13 protein-coding genes, 1 tRNA gene and 3 rRNA genes are annotated in these 25,358 nt (G+C 67.7%); 4 read left to right on the forward strand and 13 right to left on the reverse strand.

All coding sequences use genetic code 11. From position 1 onward, the window contains the following. The first annotated feature begins 378 nt into the window (after positions 1-378). Entirely contained in the window at positions 379-2,997 is a 2,619-nt protein-coding gene (locus OG521_10390; GenBank protein ID WUW21178.1) for a SpoIIE family protein phosphatase, read from the forward strand. Positions 2,998-3,080: 83 nt separating this feature from the next. Here OG521_10390 and OG521_10395 read toward each other — a convergent pair. From OG521_10395 to thyX, 7 genes are all read right to left on the reverse strand, one after another. Further along, positions 3,081-3,153: transfer RNA gene (locus OG521_10395), tRNA-Thr, on the reverse strand. 232 nt (positions 3,154-3,385) lie between these two features. After that, positions 3,386-3,502, reverse strand: a 5S ribosomal RNA gene (rrf, locus tag OG521_10400). Positions 3,503-3,581: 79 nt separating this feature from the next. Then, positions 3,582-6,706, reverse strand: a 23S ribosomal RNA gene (locus OG521_10405). Positions 6,707-7,006: 300 nt separating this feature from the next. Beyond that, positions 7,007-8,532: ribosomal RNA gene (locus OG521_10410) — 16S ribosomal RNA — on the reverse strand. Together the 16S, 23S and 5S rRNA genes with 1 tRNA gene alongside form the textbook arrangement of a ribosomal RNA operon. Before the next feature lie 638 nt (positions 8,533-9,170). Then, positions 9,171-10,856, reverse strand: coding sequence for a ribonuclease J (locus tag OG521_10415; protein ID WUW21179.1), 1,686 nt, complete (start codon positions 10,854-10,856; stop codon positions 9,171-9,173). A gap of 130 nt (positions 10,857-10,986) precedes the next feature. Continuing rightward, positions 10,987-11,886 carry a 4-hydroxy-tetrahydrodipicolinate synthase gene (gene dapA / locus OG521_10420; protein WUW21180.1) on the reverse strand — a complete coding sequence of 300 codons (900 nt, stop codon included), beginning with the start codon at positions 11,884-11,886 and terminating at the stop codon, positions 10,987-10,989. A 152-nt stretch (positions 11,887-12,038) separates the two neighbouring features. After that, a complete protein-coding gene (gene thyX, locus OG521_10425) occupies positions 12,039-12,776 on the reverse strand; it encodes an FAD-dependent thymidylate synthase (GenBank protein ID WUW21181.1) in 738 nt (245 codons plus the stop codon). Positions 12,777-12,963: 187 nt separating this feature from the next. Here thyX and OG521_10430 point away from each other — a divergent pair, with 187 nt between their 5' ends. After that, positions 12,964-13,203 carry a hypothetical protein gene (locus tag OG521_10430; GenBank protein ID WUW21182.1) on the forward strand — a complete coding sequence of 80 codons (240 nt, stop codon included), beginning with the start codon at positions 12,964-12,966 and terminating at the stop codon, positions 13,201-13,203. Between the two features lie 94 nt (positions 13,204-13,297). Then, positions 13,298-13,849, forward strand: a complete 552-nt coding sequence (locus OG521_10435) for a hypothetical protein (GenBank protein ID WUW21183.1) — start codon at positions 13,298-13,300, stop codon at positions 13,847-13,849. A gap of 143 nt (positions 13,850-13,992) precedes the next feature. Here OG521_10435 and OG521_10440 read toward each other — a convergent pair whose 3' ends face one another. The 6 genes from OG521_10440 to eccD all read right to left on the reverse strand — a co-directional run bounded on the left by OG521_10440 (position 13,993) and on the right by eccD (position 21,051). After that, positions 13,993-14,460, reverse strand: a complete 468-nt coding sequence (locus OG521_10440) for a tetratricopeptide repeat protein (protein ID WUW21184.1) — start codon at positions 14,458-14,460, stop codon at positions 13,993-13,995. Positions 14,461-14,472: 12 nt separating this feature from the next. Beyond that, positions 14,473-15,225 carry a 4-hydroxy-tetrahydrodipicolinate reductase gene (gene dapB / locus OG521_10445; protein ID WUW21185.1) on the reverse strand — a complete coding sequence of 251 codons (753 nt, stop codon included), beginning with the start codon at positions 15,223-15,225 and terminating at the stop codon, positions 14,473-14,475. Between the two features lie 33 nt (positions 15,226-15,258). Then, positions 15,259-16,638 (reverse strand): insulinase family protein, encoded by a 1,380-nt coding sequence (locus OG521_10450; protein WUW21186.1) that lies wholly within the window; start codon positions 16,636-16,638, stop codon positions 15,259-15,261. Continuing rightward, positions 16,635-18,848 carry a polyribonucleotide nucleotidyltransferase gene (locus tag OG521_10455; protein WUW26635.1) on the reverse strand — a complete coding sequence of 738 codons (2,214 nt, stop codon included), beginning with the start codon at positions 18,846-18,848 and terminating at the stop codon, positions 16,635-16,637. The genes OG521_10450 and OG521_10455 overlap by 4 nt, the downstream gene beginning before the upstream one ends. Positions 18,849-19,117: 269 nt before the next feature. Then, the gene (gene rpsO / locus OG521_10460; protein WUW21187.1) at positions 19,118-19,408 is read right to left on the reverse strand and encodes a 30S ribosomal protein S15; all 291 of its coding nucleotides are present in this window, start codon (positions 19,406-19,408) and stop codon (positions 19,118-19,120) included. A gap of 176 nt (positions 19,409-19,584) precedes the next feature. Further along, entirely contained in the window at positions 19,585-21,051 is a 1,467-nt protein-coding gene (gene eccD / locus OG521_10465; protein WUW21188.1) for a type VII secretion integral membrane protein EccD, read from the reverse strand. Between the two features lie 204 nt (positions 21,052-21,255). Here eccD and eccCa point away from each other — a divergent pair, with 204 nt between their 5' ends. Continuing rightward, entirely contained in the window at positions 21,256-25,221 is a 3,966-nt protein-coding gene (gene eccCa / locus OG521_10470; protein ID WUW21189.1) for a type VII secretion protein EccCa, read from the forward strand. Positions 25,222-25,358: the final 137 nt, after the last annotated feature.

Raw genomic sequence — 25,358 nt, forward strand, 5'->3', positions numbered from 1 at the left:
GTCAGACTCCACCGTGTCCCTCCCGCAGGGGTTGACCGAATCGCTCGGGCCTTGTCGGGCCCTGTCCGAGAGCTTGCCCAGATCCTCTATGGCTCACCGCCACAGCCCACCGTCGACGGGTGACCATGCGGACGTCAAATCGTTGAAACGTACCAGGCCGGAAGCGGTCGGGGTGGAACCTCCCATGGTTGTCCCACATCCCTCCATGGGGAAGCCCACACTTGTCCGTTCAGCACCCTGTTCCTGCCGGTACCTGCCCGAACCCGGCCCTCGTGTACCCGGCACGTGGAGGGAGCGTCTAGCCTGGCAAGCGAATCGAAGCGGCGAGAAACGGGCACAGGACTCGGGGAAGCGACGACACACCATATGGGGAGTGCTGTGATCACGGCGCGCGCGGCTGCCACCTTCGAACCGGTCGGGCGCTCCGTCGCGACGGCCCGCGCCTTTGTCCGGGACACCCTCCAGGGGTGGGGATACACCGACGTGGTCGACGACGCCGTCGTCCTGACCAGCGAGCTCGTCACCAACGCGGTGGTCCATGCGGGCACCGCGGCGGACGTGCTGTGTCTGCGCACGGAGGACGGGGTCCGGGTCGAGGTCTCCGACCACTACCCGGAACGGGAGATCCCGCTCCAGTCCACCGGCCTGGACTTCGGCAGCCCCGACCGGGAGAGCGGCCGCGGCCTGCTGCTGTGCGCGGCCCTGGCCTCCCGCTGGGGCGTCGAGTACTCCCCCACGCACAAACACGTCTGGTTCCAGCTCGACCTCCCCGACCGGCCGGTGGGCATCCGCTCCGCGGGCCCGCTGCTCCCCGTCGGCCTGCTCCCCGTCACCGACGAACGCGTCAGGGTGGCCGTCGTCCAGATCGACAGCACCGGGGCCATCGCCGCGTGGAACGACGACGCCACGTATCTCTTCGGACACACGGCGGAACAGGTCACCGGCAAGCAGCTCACGGACTTCACCGCCTGGCCGCAGACCCCCGGCACCAACACCGGCATCGCGGACGCGCTGCGCCTGTCCCGCTGGGAGGGCAGCTACGGCATCCGGGGCGCCGACGGCCGTACGATCCCGGTCTACGGCTCCCACCTGCGCGTACGGGACACCCAGGGCGAGCCCTCGACCGTGTGCCTGCTGGTGCGCGACTACGAGCGGGCGGTGCTCCAGTCACCGGTACGCACTCCGGTCTCCGACGCGAACACCGAGAGCCGGTCGACGGACCCTTTCGAGGTCTTCATCGGCTCCCCCGCCCCCGACGACCTCGACGGCCTGCTCCAGCGCACCGTCGAGCGCGCCCGCGACATGCTCGACGCCGACGCGGCGTTCCTGCTGCTGGCGACGGACGACGAGACCGAGCTGGAGGTCCGGGCCACGACCGGCCTGCCCTCGGCCCGCCAGCGCTTCGCCCGCGTCCCCGTCGAGGCCGGCACCGGACGCTACGGCTCCGCGCGCATGCCGGCCGTCCACGAGGACCTCGACGCCGTGCCCGGCGCCGTCCCGCTGCTCACCGACACGGGCATGCGCTCGGTGGTGACGGTTCCGCTGAAGGTCGAGGGCCGGCTCACGGGCTCCCTGGGCGTCGCGGCGGAGGCCGCCGGCCGGTACTCGAACGAGGAGGCCCTGCGCCTCCAGTTCGCCGCGGACCGCATCGCCCTGGCCGTCGAGTCCGCCCGCCTGGGCGAACTGGAACGGCTGCGCCGCGGCTCCCTCTCCTTCCTCGTCGAGGCGTCCGACCTGCTGGCCGGCACGCTCGACCGCGACCAGACGCTCGCCCTGATGGCACAGATGACGGTGCCCACCCTGGCCACCTGGTGCGCGGTCTACACGATCGCCGACCAGTCATCGGACCCGTACCTCTCGTACGTCCTGCACGAGGACGAGGAGCGGATCGACGGTCTCAAGGCCCTGCTCTCCAAGATCGCCCCGCCTGACCCGGTACCGACACCGGGCGCCCGGGTCTGGGCCGCACCCTCCGAGGCCGCCCACGAGGCGGCTCTCCGGACGTCGATGCGGAACATCGGCCTCGGCGACCCCGGCGGGCTCGGCGCGGGTATCCGTACGACGCTGGCCACCGCGGCCGCGGTGGGCGGGGAGACCGTGGTCCTGCCACTCGTCGCCCGCAACCGCGTCATCGGCATGCTCACGCTCGGCAAACCGTCCGACGACCACTTCCGCCAGGAGATCCTGGAGCTCGCCGAGGACCTCTCGCGCCGGGCAGCCCTCGCCCTGGACAACGCCCGCCTCTACTCGGAGCGCATGGCGATCAGCCAGTCCCTGCAGCGCAGTCTGCTGCCGCCGGGGCTGCCCGACGTGCCCAATGTCGAGATCGAGGTCATCTACCGGGCAGCCGGTGAGGGCAACGAGGTGGGCGGCGACTTCTACGACGTCTTCCCGATCCGTGACGGCGCCTACGGCTTCGCCATCGGCGACGTCTGCGGCACGGGCCCGGAGGCGGCGGCGGTCACGGGTCTGGCCCGGCACGCACTGCGCCTGCTCGCCCGCGAGGGCTTCGGCGGCCCCGCCGTCCTGGAGCGGCTGAACGCCGCGATCCTCGACGAGGGCGCCCGCAGCCGCTTCCTGACCCTGCTGTACGGGGAGTTGTGGCCCCAGGAGGACGGCAGCGCCCTTCTGAAGGTGGTCTGTGCCGGCCATCCGCTGCCCCTGCGCCTGCGCCAGGACGGCTCGGTCGAGGCAGCCGCCGAACCGCAGCCCCTGCTGGGCGTCATCGAGGACCTGGAACTGTACGAGCAGACGGTGACCCTGGAACCGGGCGACGTCCTGCTGTGCGTGACCGACGGTGTCACCGAACGCCGCGAAGGCACGCGGATGCTCGGTGACGACGGCCTGGCGGACGTCCTGGCCAACTGCACGGGCCTGACGGCCGGAGCGGTCGCGGCACGCATTCTGCGGGCCGTCGAGCGATTCGCCGCCGAGCCGGCATCGGACGACATGGCCATCCTCGCGATGCGCGTCCCGGAGCCACCGGCCGCCGTGTAACGGCCGATGACTCCGGATGGCTTCCGATGCCTCCGGATACGCGAAAGGCCCCCGCCACTTGGCGGGGGCCTTTCCCTGTTCTGAGCCCCAATGCGGAATCGAACCGCAGACCTTCTCCTTACCATGGAGACGCTCTACCGACTGAGCTATTGGGGCCTTGCTGCCCTGCGGCAACGAGCTAAAGCATACCCTGAACGAGGGGGTGTGCAAAACCGCCTGTCGCACCGTCACCAGCCCGCCCACCAGCGGCGTTCCAGCAGAGGCGTTGCAACAGCCGACGCCTCCCCCGAGGCCGCCGCGGTCGGCCGCAGCTCGCCGGCCGAGAGACCCTGTAAACGCGGAAAAGCCCCGTGCCACAAGGGCACGGGGCTCAACCATTTTAAAAGGAGTTCGGCGGCGTCCTACTCTCCCACAGGGTCCCCCCTGCAGTACCATCGGCGCTGAAAGGCTTAGCTTCCGGGTTCGGAATGTAACCGGGCGTTTCCCTAACGCAATGACCACCGAAACACTATGAAATTAACCAACACCGGAACAAAACACGGCCGTTCGTTATTTCAGAACTAACACAGTGGACGCGAGCAACTGAGGACAAGCCCTCGGCCTATTAGTACCAGTCAGCTCCACCCGTTACCGGGCTTCCACATCTGGCCTATCAACCCAGTCGTCTACTGGGAGCCTTAACCAATCAAGTTGGTGGGAATACTCATCTCGAAGCAGGCTTCCCGCTTAGATGCTTTCAGCGGTTATCCTTTCCGAACGTAGCCAACCAGCCATGCCCTTGGCAGGACAACTGGCACACCAGAGGTTCGTCCGTCCCGGTCCTCTCGTACTAGGGACAGCCCTTCTCAATATTCCTACGCGCACAGCGGATAGGGACCGAACTGTCTCACGACGTTCTAAACCCAGCTCGCGTACCGCTTTAATGGGCGAACAGCCCAACCCTTGGGACCGACTCCAGCCCCAGGATGCGACGAGCCGACATCGAGGTGCCAAACCATCCCGTCGATATGGACTCTTGGGGAAGATCAGCCTGTTATCCCCGGGGTACCTTTTATCCGTTGAGCGACAGCGCTTCCACAAGCCACTGCCGGATCACTAGTCCCGACTTTCGTCCCTGCTCGACCCGTCGGTCTCACAGTCAAGCTCCCTTGTGCACTTACACTCAACACCTGATTGCCAACCAGGCTGAGGGAACCTTTGGGCGCCTCCGTTACTCTTTAGGAGGCAACCGCCCCAGTTAAACTACCCATCAGACACTGTCCCTGATCCGGATCACGGACCCAGGTTAGACATCCAGCACGACCAGAGTGGTATTTCAACGACGACTCCACAACCACTGGCGTGGCCGCTTCAAAGTCTCCCACCTATCCTACACAAGCCGAACCGAACACCAATATCAAACTATAGTAAAGGTCCCGGGGTCTTTCCGTCCTGCTGCGCGAAACGAGCATCTTTACTCGTAGTGCAATTTCACCGGGCCTATGGTTGAGACAGTCGAGAAGTCGTTACGCCATTCGTGCAGGTCGGAACTTACCCGACAAGGAATTTCGCTACCTTAGGATGGTTATAGTTACCACCGCCGTTTACTGGCGCTTAAGTTCTCAGCTTCGCCGACCCGAAAGTCAGCTAACCGGTCCCCTTAACGTTCCAGCACCGGGCAGGCGTCAGTCCGTATACATCGCCTTACGGCTTCGCACGGACCTGTGTTTTTAGTAAACAGTCGCTTCTCGCTGGTCTCTGCGGCCACCCCCAGCTCAGGAAGCAAGTTCCCTCACCAGTGATGGCCCCCCTTCTCCCGAAGTTACGGGGGCATTTTGCCGAGTTCCTTAACCATAGTTCACCCGAACGCCTCGGTATTCTCTACCTGACTACCTGAGTCGGTTTAGGGTACGGGCCGCCATGAAACTCGCTAGAGGCTTTTCTCGACAGCATAGGATCATCCACTTCACCACAATCGGCTCGGCATCAGGTCTCAGCCTTAATGTGTGACGGATTTACCTACCACACGGCCTACACCCTTACCCCGGGACTACCACCGCCCGGGCTGGACTACCTTCCTGCGTCACCCCATCGCTTACCTAGTACAAGTCTGGTTCGTCGGCTCCACCACTACCCTCAACTCCGAAGAGATCGGGCCGGCTTCACGGACTTAGCATCGCCTGATTCAGTATTGGGCGTTTCAAAGCGGGTACCGGAATATCAACCGGTTGTCCATCGACTACGCCTGTCGGCCTCGCCTTAGGTCCCGACTTACCCTGGGCAGATCAGCTTGACCCAGGAACCCTTAGTCAATCGGCGCACACGTTTCTCACGTGTGTATCGCTACTCATGCCTGCATTCTCACTCGTGAACCGTCCACAACTCGCTTCCGCGGCTGCTTCACCCGGCACACGACGCTCCCCTACCCATCCCAGCAGGCGTTGGCCCTTAATGCTGGAATGACACGACTTCGGCGGTACGCTTGAGCCCCGCTACATTGTCGGCGCGGAATCACTTGACCAGTGAGCTATTACGCACTCTTTCAAGGGTGGCTGCTTCTAAGCCAACCTCCTGGTTGTCTCTGCGACTCCACATCCTTTCCCACTTAGCGTACGCTTAGGGGCCTTAGTCGATGCTCTGGGCTGTTTCCCTCTCGACCATGGAGCTTATCCCCCACAGTCTCACTGCCGTGCTCTCACTTACCGGCATTCGGAGTTTGGCTAAGGTCAGTAACCCGGTAGGGCCCATCGCCTATCCAGTGCTCTACCTCCGGCAAGAAACACACGACGCTGCACCTAAATGCATTTCGGGGAGAACCAGCTATCACGGAGTTTGATTGGCCTTTCACCCCTAACCACAGGTCATCCCCCAGGTTTTCAACCCTGGTGGGTTCGGTCCTCCACGAAGTCTTACCTCCGCTTCAACCTGCCCATGGCTAGATCACTCCGCTTCGGGTCTTGAGCGCGCTACTAAATCGCCCTATTCGGACTCGCTTTCGCTACGGCTTCCCCACACGGGTTAACCTCGCAACACACCGCAAACTCGCAGGCTCATTCTTCAAAAGGCACGCAGTCACGACGCACCGAGTAAACTCGATGCGCGACGCTCCCACGGCTTGTAGGCACACGGTTTCAGGTACTATTTCACTCCGCTCCCGCGGTACTTTTCACCATTCCCTCACGGTACTATCCGCTATCGGTCACCAGGGAATATTTAGGCTTAACGGGTGGTCCCGCCAGATTCACACGGGATTTCTCGGGCCCCGTGCTACTTGGGTGTCTCTTAAACGAGCCGTTAATGTTTCAGCTACGGGGGTCTTACCCTCTACGCCGGACCTTTCGCATGTCCTTCGCCTACATCAACGGTTTCTGACTCGTCTCACAGCCGGCAGACTATGAAAAAGAGATCCCACAACCCCGCATGCGCAACCCCTGCCGGGTATCACACGCATACGGTTTGGCCTGATCCAGTTTCGCTCGCCACTACTCCCGGAATCACGGTTGTTTTCTCTTCCTGAGGGTACTGAGATGTTTCACTTCCCCTCGTTCCCTCCACACTGCCTATGTGTTCAGCAGCGGGTGACAGCCCATGACGACTGCCGGGTTTCCCCATTCGGACACCCCCGGATCAAAGCTTGGTTGACAGCTCCCCGGGGCCTATCGTGGCCTCCCACGTCCTTCATCGGTTCCTGGTGCCAAGGCATCCACCGTGCGCCCTTAAAAACTTGGCCACAGATGCTCGCGTCCACTGTGCAGTTCTCAAACAACGACCAGCCACCCATCACCCCACCCTTACAGGCGAGTTCACTGGGGCCGGCAACCGAAGGACGACCTTTACGGCCGTACCTTCAGATACCCAACAGCGTGCCCGACCCGACCGATCACCCTCACGTTCCACGCCGAAGCAGTACTAGTGAAAACAACCTGTCGTGCCGAATAGTCAACGTTCCACCCATGAGCAACCAGCACCGAACATTCGCCGGTGTACTGGCCTCTGACCGAACCGAGGTCCGGTAAGAAGTGCTCCTTAGAAAGGAGGTGATCCAGCCGCACCTTCCGGTACGGCTACCTTGTTACGACTTCGTCCCAATCGCCAGTCCCACCTTCGACAGCTCCCTCCCACAAGGGGTTGGGCCACCGGCTTCGGGTGTTACCGACTTTCGTGACGTGACGGGCGGTGTGTACAAGGCCCGGGAACGTATTCACCGCAGCAATGCTGATCTGCGATTACTAGCAACTCCGACTTCATGGGGTCGAGTTGCAGACCCCAATCCGAACTGAGACCGGCTTTTTGAGATTCGCTCCGCCTCGCGGCATCGCAGCTCATTGTACCGGCCATTGTAGCACGTGTGCAGCCCAAGACATAAGGGGCATGATGACTTGACGTCGTCCCCACCTTCCTCCGAGTTGACCCCGGCAGTCTCCTGTGAGTCCCCATCACCCCGAAGGGCATGCTGGCAACACAGAACAAGGGTTGCGCTCGTTGCGGGACTTAACCCAACATCTCACGACACGAGCTGACGACAGCCATGCACCACCTGTCACCCGACCACAAGGGGGGCCGTATCTCTACGGCTTTCCGGGCGATGTCAAGCCTTGGTAAGGTTCTTCGCGTTGCGTCGAATTAAGCCACATGCTCCGCTGCTTGTGCGGGCCCCCGTCAATTCCTTTGAGTTTTAGCCTTGCGGCCGTACTCCCCAGGCGGGGAACTTAATGCGTTAGCTGCGGCACCGACGACGTGGAATGTCGCCAACACCTAGTTCCCAACGTTTACGGCGTGGACTACCAGGGTATCTAATCCTGTTCGCTCCCCACGCTTTCGCTCCTCAGCGTCAGTAATGGCCCAGAGATCCGCCTTCGCCACCGGTGTTCCTCCTGATATCTGCGCATTTCACCGCTACACCAGGAATTCCGATCTCCCCTACCACACTCTAGCCTGCCCGTATCGACTGCAGACCCGGGGTTAAGCCCCGGGCTTTCACAACCGACGCAACAAGCCGCCTACGAGCTCTTTACGCCCAATAATTCCGGACAACGCTTGCGCCCTACGTATTACCGCGGCTGCTGGCACGTAGTTAGCCGGCGCTTCTTCTGCAGGTACCGTCACTTTCGCTTCTTCCCTGCTGAAAGAGGTTTACAACCCGAAGGCCGTCATCCCTCACGCGGCGTCGCTGCATCAGGCTTTCGCCCATTGTGCAATATTCCCCACTGCTGCCTCCCGTAGGAGTCTGGGCCGTGTCTCAGTCCCAGTGTGGCCGGTCGCCCTCTCAGGCCGGCTACCCGTCGTCGCCTTGGTAGGCCATTACCCCACCAACTAGCTGATAGGCCGCGGGCTCATCCTTCACCGCCGGAGCTTTTAACCTTCCCCCATGAGAGAGAAAGTATTATCCGGTATTAGACCCCGTTTCCAGGGCTTGTCCCAGAGTGAAGGGCAGATTGCCCACGTGTTACTCACCCGTTCGCCACTAATCCACCCCGAAAGGCTTCATCGTTCGACTTGCATGTGTTAAGCACGCCGCCAGCGTTCGTCCTGAGCCAGGATCAAACTCTCCGTGAATGTTTTCCCGTAATCGGGTAGACACACACGAGAGCGGAACGGTCAGGTCGGAATAAGACCGACCGTTCACTGTGTCCTCGCTGTGTTCATTGCCTACCAGGCCGGTAAAGGCCTGTTAGGACTTTCAAAGGAACCTCGAACCTGCCGAAGCAGGTCGGGGTATCAACATATCTGGCGTTGACTTTTGGCACGCTGTTGAGTTCTCAAGGAACGGACGCTTCCTTTGTACTCACCCTCTCGGGCTTTCCTCCGGGCGCTTCCCTTCGGTCTTGCGTTTCCGACTCTATCAGACTCTTTCGTGTCCGATTCCCGGTCGAAGCGGGCCTCGCATTTACCGCTTTCCAGTTCTTCGCTTTCGCGTTTCCCTTTCCGGCGGTTCCAACCTTACCAGACTCATTTCGTTCCGTTTCCGGTCCGAATTTGAATTCCGGTGGCCGTTGAAGTGGCCTTGCCTTTCGGCGGATCCGACTTTATCAGAACTTCTGAGTCGGAATTCCCACCCTCTGCGGGAGGCTCACGGGCACGTGTGTGCGCGGTGCTTCCCGGCGAGGTGGAGACGTAAACGTACTGGAGCGGGGCGCCCCGATGCAAATCGGGGGCCCCGCTCCGGAGTTCGCGCCTGTTCAGCCCTGCCGGCGTCAGACCTCGACGACGACGGGAAGGATCATCGGGCGCCGGCGGTAGGTGTCGGAGACCCACTTGCCCACCGTGCGGCGGACCAGCTGCTGGAGCTGGTGCGGCTCCATGACGCCGTCCTGGGCCGACTTGTTGAGGGCCTCTTCGACCTTCGGTACGACCGCGCTGAACGCCGAGTCGTCGATGCCGGAGCCCCTGGCCTGGATGTGGGGGCCGCCCACGATCTTGCCGGAGGAGCTGTCGACCACGATGAAGACGGAGATGATGCCCTCGTCGCCCAGGATGCGGCGGTCCTTGAGGGACGTCTCGGTGACGTCGCCGACCGAGAGGCCGTCCACGTACACGTATCCCGCCTGGACCTTGCCGACGATCTTGGCCTTGCCGTCGATCAGGTCGACGACCACGCCGTCCTCGGCGATGACGATGTGGTCCTTCGGAACGCCGGTGAGGGCGCCCAGTTCGGCGTTGGCCCTCAGGTGGCGCCACTCGCCGTGGACCGGCATCAGGTTCTTCGGCTTGCAGATGTTGTAGAAGTACAGCAGCTCGCCGGCCGAGGCGTGGCCCGAGACGTGGACCTTGGCGTTGCCCTTGTGGACGACGTTGGCGCCCCAGCGGGTCAGGCCGTTGATCACGCGGTAGACCGCGTTCTCGTTACCCGGGATCAGCGACGACGCCAGGATGACCGTGTCGCCCTGGACGATGCGGATCTGGTGGTCGCGGTTGGCCATCCGGGACAGGGCCGCCATCGGCTCGCCCTGCGAGCCCGTACAGACCAGCACGACCTCGTCGTCCGGCAGGTCGTCGAGGGTCTTCACGTCGACGACCAGGCCCGCGGGAACCTTCAGATAGCCCAGGTCACGGGCGATGCCCATGTTCCGGACCATCGAGCGTCCGACGAAGGCGACCCGGCGGCCGTACTCGTGGGCCGTGTCGAGGATCTGCTGGATGCGGTGCACGTGGCTGGCGAAGCTCGCCACGATGATGCGCTTCTGGGCGTTGGCGAAGACCGTGCGCAGGACGTTCTGGATGTCCCGCTCCGGCGGGACGAAGCCGGGCACCTCCGCGTTCGTCGAGTCGGAGAGCAGAAGGTCGATGCCCTCCTCGCTCAGCCGCGCGAACGCGTGCAGGTCGGTGAGGCGGCCGTCCAGCGGCAGCTGGTCCATCTTGAAGTCGCCGGTGGCGACCGCCATGCCCGCGGGGGTGCGGATGGCGACCGCGAGCGCGTCCGGGATGGAGTGGTTGACCGCGATGAACTCGCAGTCGAAGACTCCGATGCGCTCCCGCTGTCCCTCCGTGACCTCAAGGGTGTACGGGCGGATGCGGTGCTCCTGGAGCTTGGCCTCGATGAGCGCGAGGGTCAGCTTGGAGCCGATCAGCGGGATGTCCGGCTTCAGACGCAGCAGATACGGGACACCACCGATGTGGTCCTCGTGGCCGTGCGTCAGGACGATGCCCTCGACGTCGTCGAGGCGGTCCCGGATGGTCGTGAAGTCCGGAAGGATCAGGTCGATGCCCGGCTGCTCCTCCTCCGGGAAGAGGACGCCGCAGTCGACGATGAGCAGGCGGCCGCCGTACTCGAAGACCGTCATGTTGCGGCCGATTTCGCCGAGGCCGCCGAGGGGGGTGACCCGCAGGCCGCCCTTCGGGAGCTTCGGCGGGGTGCCGAGTTCAGGATGCGGATGACTCAAAAGACTCTCCTTACCACACGCGCCACGTACCGCTTGGGCACGTGGCGCGCATGTCATTCGTGCACTTGCTGTTGTCTTTGGTGTTGCTCATTGCGAGTGTTCTTCGCGTATTCAGTTGTGAAGTCTGTGGTTAGAGCTGTACCCCACCGGCGGCGAGATCGATCTTGAGCTGTGCCGTTTCCTGCGCGGAGAGTTCCACCAGGGGCAGCCGCAGCGGACCTGCCGGGAGGCCCTGGAGGGTCAGTGCCGCCTTGGTGGTGATCACGCCCTGGGTGCGGAACATGCCCGTGAAGACCGGCAGCAGCTTCTGGTGGATCTCCGTGGCCTTCTGGACGTCTCCCCCGAGGTGGGCCTCGATGAGCGCCCGCAGGTCCGGGGTGACGATGTGGCCGACGACGGAGACGAACCCGACCGCGCCCACCGAGAGGAGCGGGAGGTTCAGCATGTCGTCGCCGGAGTACCAGGCCAGTCCGGACTGGGCGATGGCCCAGCTGGCGCGGCCGAGGTCGCCCTTGGCGTCCTTGTTGGCCACGATGCGCGGGTGCTCGGCCAGCCGGACGAGGGTCTCTGTGTCGATCGGCACACCACTGCGGCCGGGAATGTCGTAGAGCATCACCGGCAGACCCGTGGAGTCCGCGATCGCCGTGAAGTGCCGGAGGAGGCCCTCCTGCGGCGGCTTGTTGTAGTACGGAGTGACCGCCAGGAGGCCGTGGGCGCCGGAGCGCTCGGCCGTGCGGGCGAGCTCGATGCTGTGGCGGGTGTCGTTGGTGCCGATGCCGGCGACGATGTGCGCCCGGTCCCCCACCGCCTCCAGCACAGCCCGTACGAGCTGGTCTTTCTCCGCATCGCTGGTGGTCGGGGACTCGCCGGTGGTGCCGTTGATGATCAGGCCGTCATTGCCTGAGTCGACCAGATGGGTGGCGAGCCGCTGGGCACCGTCGATGTCGAGTGCGCCGTCCGCCGTGAACGGCGTGACCATAGCGGTGAGGACCCGCCCGAAGGGGGTCTGCGGAGTGGAGATCGGAGCCATGGGTACCACGCTACTCGTTGCTCGGCGCCCGGTGTCCCCTCGGGGGGACAAGCAAGAGGAGCCCGGCACTGCCTGCTCGGGGGTTCAAGCAGTGCCGGGTCCGTTTGATCAGCCTAGATGAACTTCACGAAACGCCGCAATACGGACACCGCTTACGGGGCAACGCGTCCGTTTTTGTTGAAGGCTGCATGGGTGAGCGGCATGAGCTGTGCCCAGTGCGCTTCCATCTGCTCGCCGACCATCTCGATCTCGCGCTGCGGGAAGGACGGGACCTTCGCGAGTTCGTGCTGCGTACGCAGGCCGAGGAAGTGCATCAGCGAGCGGGCGTTGCACGTGGCGTACATCGAGGAGAACAGGCCGACCGGGAGGACCGCACGGGCGACCTCACGGGCCACACCCGCGGCGAGCATCTCCTGGTAGGCCTCGTACGCCTGGCGGTACGAGTCCTCCATGACACGGCCGGTGAGCTCCGCCTGCGCCTCGGTGCCCTCGACGAACTCGTACTTGCCGGGGCGGCCCTGCTGGACCAGCTTGCGGGACTCCCCCGGGACGTAGAAGACCGGCTCCAGCTCCCTGTAGCGGCCCGATTCCTCGTTGTACGACCAGCCCACGCGGTGCCGCATGAACTCGCGGAACACGAAGATCGGGGCGCTGATGAAGAAGGTCATCGAGTTGTGCTCGAACGGGCTTCCGTGCCGGTCCCGCATCAGGTAGTTGATGAGCCCCTTGGAGCGCTCAGGATCCTTGGTGACCTCTTCGAGGGACTGCTCACCGGCCGTGGAGACACGGGCGGCGAAGAGCACATCGGAGTCACCTGCGGCATGTTTCACCAGGTCAACGGTGACATCGCTGCGGAAGCTGGGCTTTGCGGGTTCGGGGGTGTCGGTCACCGGCGGGGGTCCTTCCAATGGCGTCGCTCGGGCGGCGCCCACTCTACGGGCCGCCACCGACAACGCGGTCGGCACCGCCCGTCCGGGGATTTCTTCGGTCAATCCGGCGATTCGGGGCACCGATCGGGCCTGTCATGCGTCTGACTCAGTGGCACCACCCGAATCAGAGTTCAAGGAGAGCCACCTCATGTTCCGCCGGCGTGAATCCGTCCCGTTCTCGTTCGTAGCCGAGGCCGACCGATTCCGCAGTAACGTCACACCGCCCCCGCGCGAGCGTGCCTCCCTCTCCGAGCGGACAGGCAGCATCCTGATCGGCCTCGTCGTGGTCGCCGGGCTCGCCGGATCGCTGCTGCTCGGCCTGCCCGCCCTGGCGCCCGAGCAGTCTCCGCAGCACAGTCAGCAGACCGAGGCCGCACACGGGCGATGACTCGGACGGGCCCCCTGGGGTGGTCCGGCCGGTAGCCTCCTCGGTAGCCTCACCGGGCACAGCAATCGAGCGTGCTTGTGAGTGAGGATCAGTCGTGCCCCTGCCCTTCCTGACGGCCGACCGCGCGTTTGACGCGAGCGCTGAGGATGTCGCGCTGCCGTTCGACGACCACGACAGCTGGCGGCGTCCCTACCGCCCCGGGCCCTGGCGTGTCGCGGCCGCGGCCGGTCTGCTGCTGCTTGCCTCGTTCATCCTGTTCGCCGGGATGATCACGGCGTTCGCCGGGGCGCTGCCCGGGGCCGGCGCCTGTCTCGCCCTGGCTCTCGCGGTGATCCTCTGCGCCCTGCGGATGCTGCGGATCGGCGCCTGGGTGAGCCGGCACGGCGTGCGCCGGGTGGGCTTCTTCCGGACGACGACGGTGCCGTGGAACCGTGCGGCGGCGGTCCGTACCGTGCAGCAGCCGGTGAAGTGGCTCGGGTTCCCGCGCACGGTGCAGGGCCAGGCCCTGATCGTCGTACGCAAGGGCGGGGACGCGGTGCCGCCGCTGCTCACGGACTCCAACGCGGACTTCCTGGCGCGGGGTGAGGCGTTCGACCGGGCCGCGGACACGATTGAGGCCTGGGGGGACGAGTACCGGCGTCCCTAGCGGGGCCGGCCGTCCGGCGGTACGTCCTCAATCGCCGGACGGGCTGAAGGACCTTGTACTCCATCGCCGGACGGGCTGGAAACGATGCCCGTCCGGCTCGAAGTGGCCCGTCCGGGTTGAGTTGCCGGGCGGGCTTGCGGGGTTCAAGGGCTGGACGGGGCCGTAGTGGACGCCGGGCGGTTGCGGAGGGCGATGGCTCGTTGCATGGCCTTGCGGGCCCTGGGGGTGTCCCTGGCGTCCTGGTAGGCCACGGCGAGGCGGAACCAGCAGCGCCAGTCGTCCGGCGCGTCCTCCGTCTCCTCCCGGCGGCGTGCGAACACCGCGTCCGCCGAGTCACGGTCGATTCGCCCGCTCGGGGTACGGACCAGTTCGTCGACCGGCAGTCCGCCCTCGGCGTCGAGTTCGGCGGCCAGGGCGTTGGCCCTCCGGACGAACTGGGTGTTCTTCCAGAGGAACCAGATGCCGATGACCGGCAGGATCAGCACGGCGACCCCGAAGGTCACCGTGACCAGCGAGCCGTGCTCGATGAGCAGGACACCCCGGCTGCCGACCAGGACGAAGTAGAAGACCAGGACGGCAGCGGTGACGACGTAAGTGATCTTTGCGCGCATGGCGGGGCTCAGTCAGTTCAGGTCGAGGAAGTTTTCCAGGCCGAACGTGAGGCCCGGAGTGGTCGTCACGCGGCGTGCGCCGAGCAGGATGCCCGGCATGAAGCTGCTGTGGTGCAGGGAGTCGTGCCGGAGGGTGAGGGTCTCGCCCTCGCCCCCGAGCAGCACCTCCTGGTGGGCCAGGAGGCCGCGGAGCCGGACCGAGTGGACCGGGATCCCGTCGACGTCCGCGCCGCGCGCCCCGTCCAGTGCCGTCGCGGTGGCGTCCGGCTGGGGTGCGCAGCCGGCCTCGCGGCGGGCCTCGGCGATCAGCTGGGCGGTGCGCGCGGCGGTGCCGGAGGGGGCGTCCGCCTTGTTGGGGTGGTGCAGCTCGATGACCTCGACCGACTCGAAGTAGCGCGCGGCCTGCTGTGCGAACTTCATGGTGAGGACCGCGCCGATGGAGAAGTTCGGCGCGATGAGCACGCCGGTCCCCGGCGAGCCGGAGAGCCAGGTGGTCAGCTGCGCGAGCCGTTCGTCGGTCCAGCCGGTGGTGCCGACCACGGCGTGGATGCCGTGCCCGGTGCAGAACTCGAGGTTCTCCATCACCGACGTGGGGGTGGTGAGCTCGACGACGACCTGGGCACCGGCGTCCGCCAGGGTCTCCAGCTTGTCGCCGCGGCCGAGTGCGGCCACCAGCTCCATGTCGTCGGCGGCCTCGACGGCTCGGACCGCCTCGGAGCCGATACGGCCCCGGGCACCGAGAACGGCCACGCGCAGCTTGCTCATGCTTGCTTCTTTCGGGTGACGGGTGACTGGTGGCTAGGAGACCGACTCGTGCAGGCGGTCGGCCTGCTTGTCCTTGAGCGGGCCGATGACGGAGAGGGAGGGGCGGTGTCCGAGGACCTCGCCCGCCACCGACCGGACGTCGTCCGGGGTGACCTGCGCGATGCGGGCCAGCATGTCGTCGACCGACATCTGCTCGCCCCAGCACAGTTCGCTCTTGCCGATGCGGTTCATGAGCGCGCCGGTGTCCTCAAGGCCGAGGACGGTGGAGCCGGAGAGCTGGCCGATGGCACGGCCGATCTCCTCGTCGTCCAGGCCGTCCGACGCGACCCGGTCCAGCTCGTCGCGGCAGATCTTGAGCACGTCGTGGACCTGGCTGGGCCGGCAGCCCGCGTACACGCCGAAGAGTCCGCAGTCCGCGAAGCCCGAGGTGTACGAGTAGACGCTGTAGGCGAGGCCGCGCTTCTCCCGTACCTCCTGGAAGAGGCGGGAGCTCATACCGCCGCCGAGGGCGGTGTTGAGGACGCCGAGCGCCCAGCGGCGCTCGTCGGTGCGGGCCAGTCCCGGCATGCCGAGGACCACGTGGGCCTGCTCGGTCTTGCGGTTCAGCAGTTCGACCCTGCCCGCGGTGCGCAGCGTGCGGGAGCCCTCGCGCGGCGCCATCGGGACGGCGTCGGTGCGGGAGAGCGCACCGGCGCGCTCGAATGCCTTGCGGACCTGGCGTACGACCGTGGCGTGGTCGACGTTGCCCGCCGCGGCGACGACCAGGTGCGTGGGGTCGTAGTGCTTCTTGTAGAAGCGGGCGATCTGGCCCCGGTTCAGGGCGTTGATCGTGTCGACGGTGCCGAGGACCGGGCGGCCGAGCGGGGTGTCGCCGAGCATGGTGTGCGCGAACAGGTCGTGCACGCAGTCGCCCGGGTCGTCCTCCGTCATCGCGATCTCCTCCAGGATGACGCCGCGCTCGGCGTCGACGTCCTCGGAGGCGATCAGGGAGCCGGTCAGCATGTCGCAGACGACATCGATGGCCAGCGGCAGGTCCGTGTCGAGGACCCGCGCGTAGTAGCAGGTGTACTCCTTCGCCGTGAAGGCGTTCATCTCGCCGCCGACCGCGTCGATCGCGGACGAGATGTCGAGGGCGCTGCGCTTGCCGGTGCCCTTGAAGAGGAGGTGTTCGAGGTAGTGCGTCGCGCCGTTCAGCGTCGGGGTCTCGTCGCGTGATCCGACGTTGGCCCAGATGCCGAAGGTGGCGGAGCGTACGGAGGGCAGGGTCTCGGTGACGATGCGCAGGCCGCCGGGGAGGACCGTGCGGCGGACCGTGCCGATGCCGTTGCTGCCCTTGAGAAGCGTTTGGGTACGGGCGACGGCCCGCCCCTCCGAGGAGGGGCGGGCCGTCGTCACGGAACTACGGGACGTCACTTGTCGGTGTCGTCCTTCTTCTCGTCCTCTTCGCCCTCGATGACGGGGATGAGGGAGAGCTTGCCGCGGGAGTCGATCTCCGCGATCTCGACCTGGACCTTGGCGCCGACGCCGAGCACGTCCTCGACGTTCTCCACGCGCTTGCCACCGGCGAGCTTGCGGATCTGCGAGATGTGCAGCAGGCCGTCCTTGCCGGGCATCAGGGAGACGAACGCACCGAAGGTGGTGGTCTTGACGACCGTACCCAGGTAGCGCTCGCCGACCTCCGGCATGGTCGGGTTGGCGATCGCGTTGATCGTGGCGCGCGCGGCCTCGGCCTGCGAGCCCTGCTGGGCACCGATGTAGATGGTGCCGTCGTCCTCGATCGTGATGTCGGCGCCGGTGTCCTCCTGGATCTGGTTGATCATCTTGCCCTTGGGGCCGATGACCTCACCGATCTTGTCCACCGGGATCTTGACGGTGATGATCCGCGGGGCGTTGGGGGACATCTCGTCCGGGACGTCGATGGCCTCGTTCATCACATCGAGGATGTGGAGGCGGGCGTCACGGGCCTGCTTCAGCGCGGCGGCCAGGACCGAGGCGGGGATGCCGTCGAGCTTGGTGTCGAGCTGGAGCGCGGTCACGAACTGCTTCGTACCGGCGACCTTGAAGTCCATGTCACCGAACGCGTCCTCGGCACCGAGGATGTCGGTGAGGGCGACGTAGTGGGTCTTGCCGTCGATCTCCTGCGAGATCAGGCCCATGGCGATACCGGCGACGGCGGCCTTGAGGGGCACACCGGCGTTCAGCAGGGACATGGTGGAGGCGCAGACCGAGCCCATGGACGTCGAGCCGTTGGAGCCCAGCGCCTCGGAGACCTGGCGGATCGCGTAGGGGAACTCCTCGCGCGACGGCAGCACCGGCACGATGGCGCGCTCGGCGAGCGCGCCGTGGCCGATCTCGCGGCGCTTGGGCGAGCCCACGCGGCCGGTCTCACCGACGGAGTACGGCGGGAAGTTGTAGTTGTGCATGTAGCGCTTGCGGGTCACCGGGGAGAGGGTGTCCAGCTGCTGCTCCATGCGGAGCATGTTGAGGGTGGTGACGCCCAGGATCTGGGTCTCGCCACGCTCGAAGAGCGCCGAGCCGTGCACGCGCGGGATGGCCTCGACCTCGGCGGCGAGCGTACGGATGTCCGTGACGCCACGGCCGTCGATGCGGACCTTGTCCTTGATGACGCGCTCGCGGACCAGCTTCTTGGTCAGCGCGCGGTAGGCACCCGAGATCTCCTTCTCGCGGCCCTCGAAGGCCGGGAGGAGCTTCTCGCCCGCGATCTCCTTGATGCGGTCGAGCTCCGCCTCGCGGTCCTGCTTGCCGGCGATGGTGAGCGCCTTGGCGAGCTCGGTGCTGACGGCCTTGGTGAGGGCCTCCAGGACGTCGTCCTGGTAGTCGAGGAAGACCGGGAACTCACCGGTGGGCTTGGCGGCCTTGGCGGCGAGGTCGGACTGGGCCTTGCAGAGCGCCTTGATGAAGGGCTTCGCGGCTTCCAGACCGGCGGCGACGACCTCTTCGGTCGGGGCCTCGGCGCCGTCCTGGACGAGCTGGATGGTCTTCTCGGTGGCCTCGGCCTCGACCATCATGATCGCGACGTCGCCGTCCTCGAGGACGCGACCGGCGACGACCATGTCGAAGACGGCGTCCTCGAGCTCGGTGTGCGTCGGGAACGCGACCCACTGGCCCTTGATCAGGGCGACGCGGGTGGCGCCGATCGGGCCGGAGAAGGGCAGGCCCGCCAGGATCGTGGAGGCGGAGGCGGCGTTGATCGCGACCACGTCGTACAGGTGGTCGGGGTTGAGCGCCATGATCGTCTCGACGATCTGGATCTCGTTGCGCAGGCCCTTCTTGAAGGAGGGGCGCAGCGGGCGGTCGATCAGGCGGCAGGTGAGGATCGCGTCCTCGGAGGGGCGGCCCTCCCGGCGGAAGAAGGAGCCGGGGATCTTGCCGGCGGCGTACTGCCGCTCCTCGACGTCCACCGTGAGGGGGAAGAAGTCGAGCTGGTCCTTGGGCCGCTTGGAAGCGGTGGTGGCCGACAGCACCATGGTGTCGTCGTCCAGGTACGCGACGGCGGAGCCTGCGGCCTGCTTGGCCAGGCGGCCCGTCTCGAAGCGGATGGTGCGGGTGCCGAAGGTTCCGTTGTCGATAACGGCCTCGGCGTAGTGGGTCTCGTTCTCCACTAGTGATTTCTCCATACTCGTCGTCTTTCGTCCTGGCGCCCGTGTGGCGCAGGACGGTGCGGAGAAGCGCACCTGTGTGCGGGGCCGGTCTTCGATCGAAGCTCCCGGGCGTTGTCCCGGGGGCCACTACCGAGGACCGGCGGCGGCCGTGGCGCGCCTCTCCTCGTCTGTTGTTGTACGTCCAGGTTACTGAGGTTGCCCCCGGTCCCGCACGTACGGCAAAGGGAGCGGCCCCCTAGAAGTGGGAACCGCTCCCTTTCACAGCGTCCTTACTTGGCGCCGCCGGCCGCGCCACGGCGGATGCCGAGGCGGTCGACGAGCGCACGGAAGCGCTGGATGTCCTTCTTGGCCAGGTACTGCAGGAGGCGGCGACGCTGGCCGACCAGGATCAGCAGACCACGACGGGAGTGGTGGTCGTGCTTGTGCGTCTTGAGGTGCTCCGTCAGGTCCGAGATCCGGCGCGAAAGCATGGCGACCTGAACCTCGGGGGAACCGGTGTCGCCCTCCTTCTGCGCGAACTCGGTCATGATCTGCTTCTTCGTAGCGGCGTCGAGCGGCACGCGGTACTCCTCTTGGTCTTCGATGCGCCCACGAGTGCCCCTGGTCTGGATCTCAGGGGAGCTTGGATGACTCGGGAGCGAAGGTCCGATGAGCGCAGCCCCCAGAGTCAACCGGGAACGCGTACACAAACGGCCACAGCCAGACTACCAGCCGTTCGGAGCGGCCCTCGCAGGCCTCAGCCGGTGAGCGCCCTGGCCCGGGCGAAGACGTCGAGGACCGCCAGGCAGAGCGGGACCAGGGACAGCAGGAGGGCGCTCTCTGTCAGGTCCAGGACCCGGCCCCAGAACGGGGAGAGCCCCTTGCGGGGGACGACGAGGCCGACCGCGGTCAGCAGGGCAGCGCCGGCGGCGACGGCCGCGCAGAGCCAGACCGTACGGATGTCGGAGGCGCCGGGGTCGCCGTAGCCGGCGGACGCGGCGGCGGGCGGGTGCAGGGCGAGGCCGAGGATCAGCAGGGCGAGTGCGCCGATCCCCGCCGTGAGCAGGCACACGACCTGCGAGGTGTAGCGGAAGAGCCGGGCGCGCAGCAGCACGGCCCCTCCCGCGGCGAGGGCGAGGAGCTGTCCCCGGACGTCGCCGGAGAAGCCGAGGACGGCGGCGGCCGCGACGACGACGGCCGCGCAGCCGCCGACGAGGCCGAGCAGCATCTCGTGGCCGCGCCGCGCCCGGTCCGCGAGGTCGTCGGCGTCGACGGGGGTGTCGTGGTGGCCGGTGTCCGGATCGGCGAAGGGGTCGGCGTAGCCCGTCCGGGCGGTGCGCGGCGGGGTGTAGTCGACGGGGAGCCGGGCGTAGCGGGCCGAGAGGCCGGGCAGGAAGGCGACGAGTCCGATGGCGGCCGGGGCGCAGACGGCGGCCGCCGCGGTGGCGGAGGACTCGGTGAGGATCGCGGCGAAGGCGGCCAGGGTTCCCGCGGTGGCGAGGAAGGCCGTCGCGACGAACGGGGCGTCGCCGCCCGGGGTGACGGCGACCAGCACGACGGAGGCGACCAGGACGGCGACGCAGCCGAGCAGCAGCTGGAGCCTGCCGGGGCCCTGGCCGGCGTCCGGGCCGATGATGCCGGAGCCGGCGGCGAGCAGGAGCGGCTGGGCGGCGAGGCCGAGTGCGACGGCCGTGGTCCGGTCCCCGTAGACCCGGGCGCGTACCGCCGCGAAGGCGGTGAGCAGTACCCCGGCGGCGCCCGCGATGACGCCGGGCAGGCTGTGCATGTCGTGGCGGTCCGGGTCGGCGGACCAGAGGACGAGGCCCATCAGGAGGAGCAGCAGCGCGGCGCCCGCCGGGCCGGTGCCGCGCAGCAGGTCCTCGCTCCACAGGTGGCGGTCGCGTCCGACCGCCGAGGCGACGGCGTCCGTGACGTCGTCGAAGACGGCGGGCGGCAGCGAGTCGGCGAAGGGGCGCAGGCTGAGGATCTCGCCGTCGAGCACCTGCTGGTCCGCGAGGGTGCGGGCGCCGTCGAGGACGGTGCCGTCTCGCCGGACGAGGTGGTAGCCGGTGGGGGTGGCGACGGCCTGGGTCCGGCCGGTGAGCCGGAGGATCTCCGGGGCGACGTCGGCGACGGCGAGGTCATGGGGCAGCGCGACGTCGATGCGGCTGTCGGGCGCCACGACGGTGACGCGGCAGAAGCCGGTCGCCGCGGTCGTACTCACGTGTCTGGTCCCCCTGATTCGTGGTTGCGCACGATGCGCGCGCAACCCTACCGGGAGGGGTGAATCCCGGAACGCCGTCGGGAGTGCGGCACGTAGGATCGCGGTCGCGCGGAGGCCAGTTCCGTGGGCGGCGGCTGCCACGGGGGCGCCGGTGCGGGTCCGCCCCGGCCTCCGGCCCGTCCGCACTGAGGGATTGATGCACCGGTGAGCCAGATCGTCGTGAAGCGACCGCCGCGGGCCCTGCCGCCGGAAGTCCCCGGGGACGGGCTGGCGTTGAAGGCCCCTCCGGGGCTGCCGCGCGGGCCGCGCGAGGGACTGCTGATGCAGATCCTGCCGGTGCTCGGCATGGGTTCGTCGGTGGTGTTCTTCTTCTCGCCGCAGGCACCGCCGTTCATGCGGATCATGGGTGTGCTGATGCTGGTGTCGACGGCCGCCATGGTGGTCGCCCAGCTGGTGCGCCACCGGCGCGGTACGCAGGGGCAGTTGGCGGACGCCCGGCGCGACTATCTCGCGTACCTGGCGCAGATCCGGCGCATGGTCCTGCGGACGGCGCGCGCCCAGCGTGACGCGCAGTGGTATCTGCACCCGGGTCCCGATCAGTTGTGGTCGGTCGTGGCCGAGGGCGGCCGGGTCTGGGAACGGCGTTCCGGGGACCGGGACTTCGGGCACGTGAGGATCGGGCTCGGGGCGCAGCCGCTGACGACGCCCCTCTCGGCGCCGGACACCGATCCGGCGGTCGATCCGGAGCCGGTCTGCGCGCATGCGCTGCGGCGGTTCCTGGCGGTGCACGCCTCGCCGGCCGGGCTGCCGGTGGCGGTGCCGCTGCGGGCGGCGCCCCGGGTGACGGTCTCGGGTCCGGTGGAGCAGGCCCGTTCGGTTGTGAGGGCGCTGCTGGCCCAGGCCGTGACGCTCCACTCGCCCGATGACCTGGTGGTCGCGGTCGTGGCGGCGCCGGAGGCGGTGGCGTGCTGGGACTGGACGAAGTGGCTGCCGCACGCGCAGGTGCCGGGGCAGGCCGACGGGGCCGGTCCGAAGCGGTTGTTCGGGACGGACACGGCCGCGGTGGAGCCGTTGCTGGCGAACCGGCTGGAGGGGAGGCCCCGGTTCGGCCGGGAGGGCGCGCCGCCGGCGGACCAGCCGCACGTCGTGGTGGTCCTGGACGGTGGCCGGGTGGCGCCGGACTCGCTGCTGGCGGGGGCGGAGGGGCTGCAGGGTGTGACGGTCGTCGAGGTGGCGCGGGGTGAGCCGGCGCCGGGGCGCGGTGGGTTCGTCCTGCGGGTGCGGCCGGGCGGGCTGCGGGTGGAGCCCGGTGCCGGTGCGGCGTACGAGGGTGTGCCGGACGGTCTTTCGCTCCCTGCGGCCGAGGCGCTGGCCCGGCAGCTGGCGCCGCTGCGGACGGGCGGCGGCAAGGACGACGAACCGCTGCTGGCCGAGCTGGACTTCACCGATCTGCTGAACCTCGGGGACGCGGGTGCGGTCGATGTGGCGCGGACCTGGCGGCCGCGGCCGGTCTCGGAGCGGCTTCGGGTGCCGATCGGGGTCGGTGAGGACGGCCTGCCGGTGATGCTGGACCTCAAGGAGGCGGCGCAGGACGGCATGGGGCCGCACGGGCTGTGCGTGGGCGCGACGGGTTCGGGCAAGTCGGAGCTGCTGCGGACGCTGGTGCTGGGGCTCGCGGTCACGCACTCGTCCGAGACGCTGAACTTCGTGCTCGCGGACTTCAAGGGCGGGGCGACGTTCGCCGGGATGGCGCAGCTGCCGCACGTGGCCGCGGTCATCACCAATCTGTCCGACGACCTGTCCCTGGTCGACCGGATGGGGGACGCGATCCGCGGCGAGCTCCAGCGCCGGCAGGAGCTGCTGCGGTCGGCGGGCGGATACGCCGGTGTCCACGACTACGAGAAGGCCCGGGCGGCGGGGGCGGCGCTGGAGCCGCTGGCCTCCTTGGTGCTGGTGATCGACGAGTTCTCCGAACTGCTCACCGCCAAGCCGGACTTCATCGACATGTTCCTCCAGATCGGCCGCATCGGCCGTTCGCTGGGTGTGCATCTGCTGCTGGCCTCGCAGCGGCTGGAGGAGGGGAAGCTGCGCGGTCTGGACACGTATCTCTCGTACCGGATCGGGCTGCGGACCTTCTCGGCGGCGGAGTCGCGGACGGCGCTGGGGGTGCCGGACGCCTACGAGTTGCCTTCGGTGCCGGGCTCGGGCTTCCTCAAGTCGGGTACGGAGGAGATGACGCGGTTCAAGGCGGCGTATGTGTCGGGGGCGTACCGCAGGGGCGGCCCCGGGCCGGTGGCGGGGCAGGTGCCGGCGGTGCGGCGGGCCGCCCTGTTCCGTGCGATGCCGGTGCCGGTGCCGAAGTCCGGGTCCGGGTCCGGCGGGGACGCGCCGCCGGCGGCTCCGGCGCGGGTGCCTCAGGACGCGCTCGCCGACACCGTGCTCGACGTGGTGGTGCGGCGGCTGGAGGGGCAGGGGGTGCCCGCTCATCAGGTGTGGCTGCCGCCGCTGGACCGGGCTCCGACGCTGGATCAGCTGCTGCCGGGGCTGGCGCCCGCCGGGGAGCGCGGATTCACCGCGACGGGGTACACCCGGCCCGGCGGGCTGACGGTCCCGCTCGGCCTGATCGACAAGCCGTTCGAGCAGCGGCGCGAGGTGCTGTACCGCGACTTCTCCGGGGCGGCGGGCCACCTGATGGTGGTCGGCGGTCCGCAGTCGGGCAAGTCGACGCTGCTGCGGACGCTGATCGCGTCATTCGCGCTGACCCACACCCCGCAGGAGGTGCAGTTCTACGGTCTCGACTTCGGCGGTGGCGGGCTCGCCCCGGTCGCGGAGCTGCCGCACGTGGGACAGATCGCCTCCCGGCTGGATCCTGAGCGGGTGCGGCGCACGGTCGCCGAGGTGGCGGGGGTGCTGAGCCGGCGCGAGGAGCTGTTCCGGTCCCGGGGCATCGACTCCGTTGCCACCTACCGGCGCATGCGCGCCCTCGGTGAGCTGCCGGGCGAGGAGTGGGGCGACGTCTTCCTGGTCATCGACGGCTGGGGCGGTTTCCGCAACGAGTACGAGCGTCTGGAGCCGGTCGTCACGGACATCGCCGCGCGCGGTCTCGGCTACGGAGTCCATGTGGTCCTCTCGGCGGCCCGCTACATGGAGGTGCGGGCCGCGCTCAAGGACCAGATCCTCGGGCGGCTCGAACTGCGGCTCGGCGACGTCATGGACTCCGAGTTCGACCGGAAGGTCGCTGCCCGGGTGCCGGCCGGGGTGCCGGGCCGTGGCCAGGTGGCGGAGAAGCTGCACTTCATGACGGCGCTGCCGCGCATCGACGCGGTGTCCGGTGCGGACGGTCTCGCCGCGGCGACCGCCGCGTTCGTCGAGACGGTCCGGGCGCACCGGGCGGGCCCGTCTGCCCCCGCCGTTCGGCTGCTGCCGGTCGAGCTGCCCGCCGAGCGGCTCCCGAAGGGGTTCGAGTTCCCGCACCGGGGCGTCGCGATCGGGATCGCCGAGACGGATCTGGAGCCGGTGTTCGTCGACTTCGACACCGATCCGTTCTTCCTGGTCTTCGGCGAGAGCGAGTCGGGGAAGACCGCTCTGCTGCGGCTGATCGCCAAGCAGATCGCGGAGCGCCACTCCCCCGACGAGGCCAAGCTCGTCGTCGCGGACTACCGGCGGGGGCTGCTGGGGCGGCTGCCCGAGACCCATCTGCTGGAGTACGCGCCGACGGCGGGGGCGCTGCGGACGCATATGGAGGCGCTGGCCGGGGTGTTCGCCCGGCGGCAGCCGCCGGCGGACGTCACTCCGACGCAGTTGCGCGAGGGCAGCTGGTGGACGGGCCCGCGGATCTTCGTCGTCGTCGACGACTACGACCTGGTGGCGACGGGTGCGGGCAGTCCGCTGGCCCCGCTGGCGGAGTATCTGCCGTTCGCCCGGGACACCGGGGTGCGCTTCGTCGTCGCGCGCAGCTCGGCGGGGGCCTCGCGGGCCCTGTACGAGCCGTTCCTGCAGCGGATCAGGGAGCTGGGCGCGCAGGGTGTGGTGCTGTCCGGTGATCCGGCCGAGGGCGACCTGATCGGGCCGGTGCGCGGGCATCCGATGCCGCCGGGGCGCGGCTACTTCGCGACCCGCCGGCGGGGCACTCCGCTGGTGCAGACCGGATGGCTGCCGGAGCGCCCCTGACCGGCCCGGCGGGGAGGGTGCGCGGGGCCGCGAGAGCACAGATCGGCAGCGTCCGCTGCCGAATCGCGGACCCGGCCACGGCGTACGGCGATGCCTGTACGGTGCCGTGCAGAGCCACGTACGGAGAGGAACCCTTG

The organism is Streptomyces sp. NBC_01463, from assembly GCA_036227345.1.
Lineage (GTDB): Bacteria > Actinomycetota > Actinomycetes > Streptomycetales > Streptomycetaceae > Streptomyces.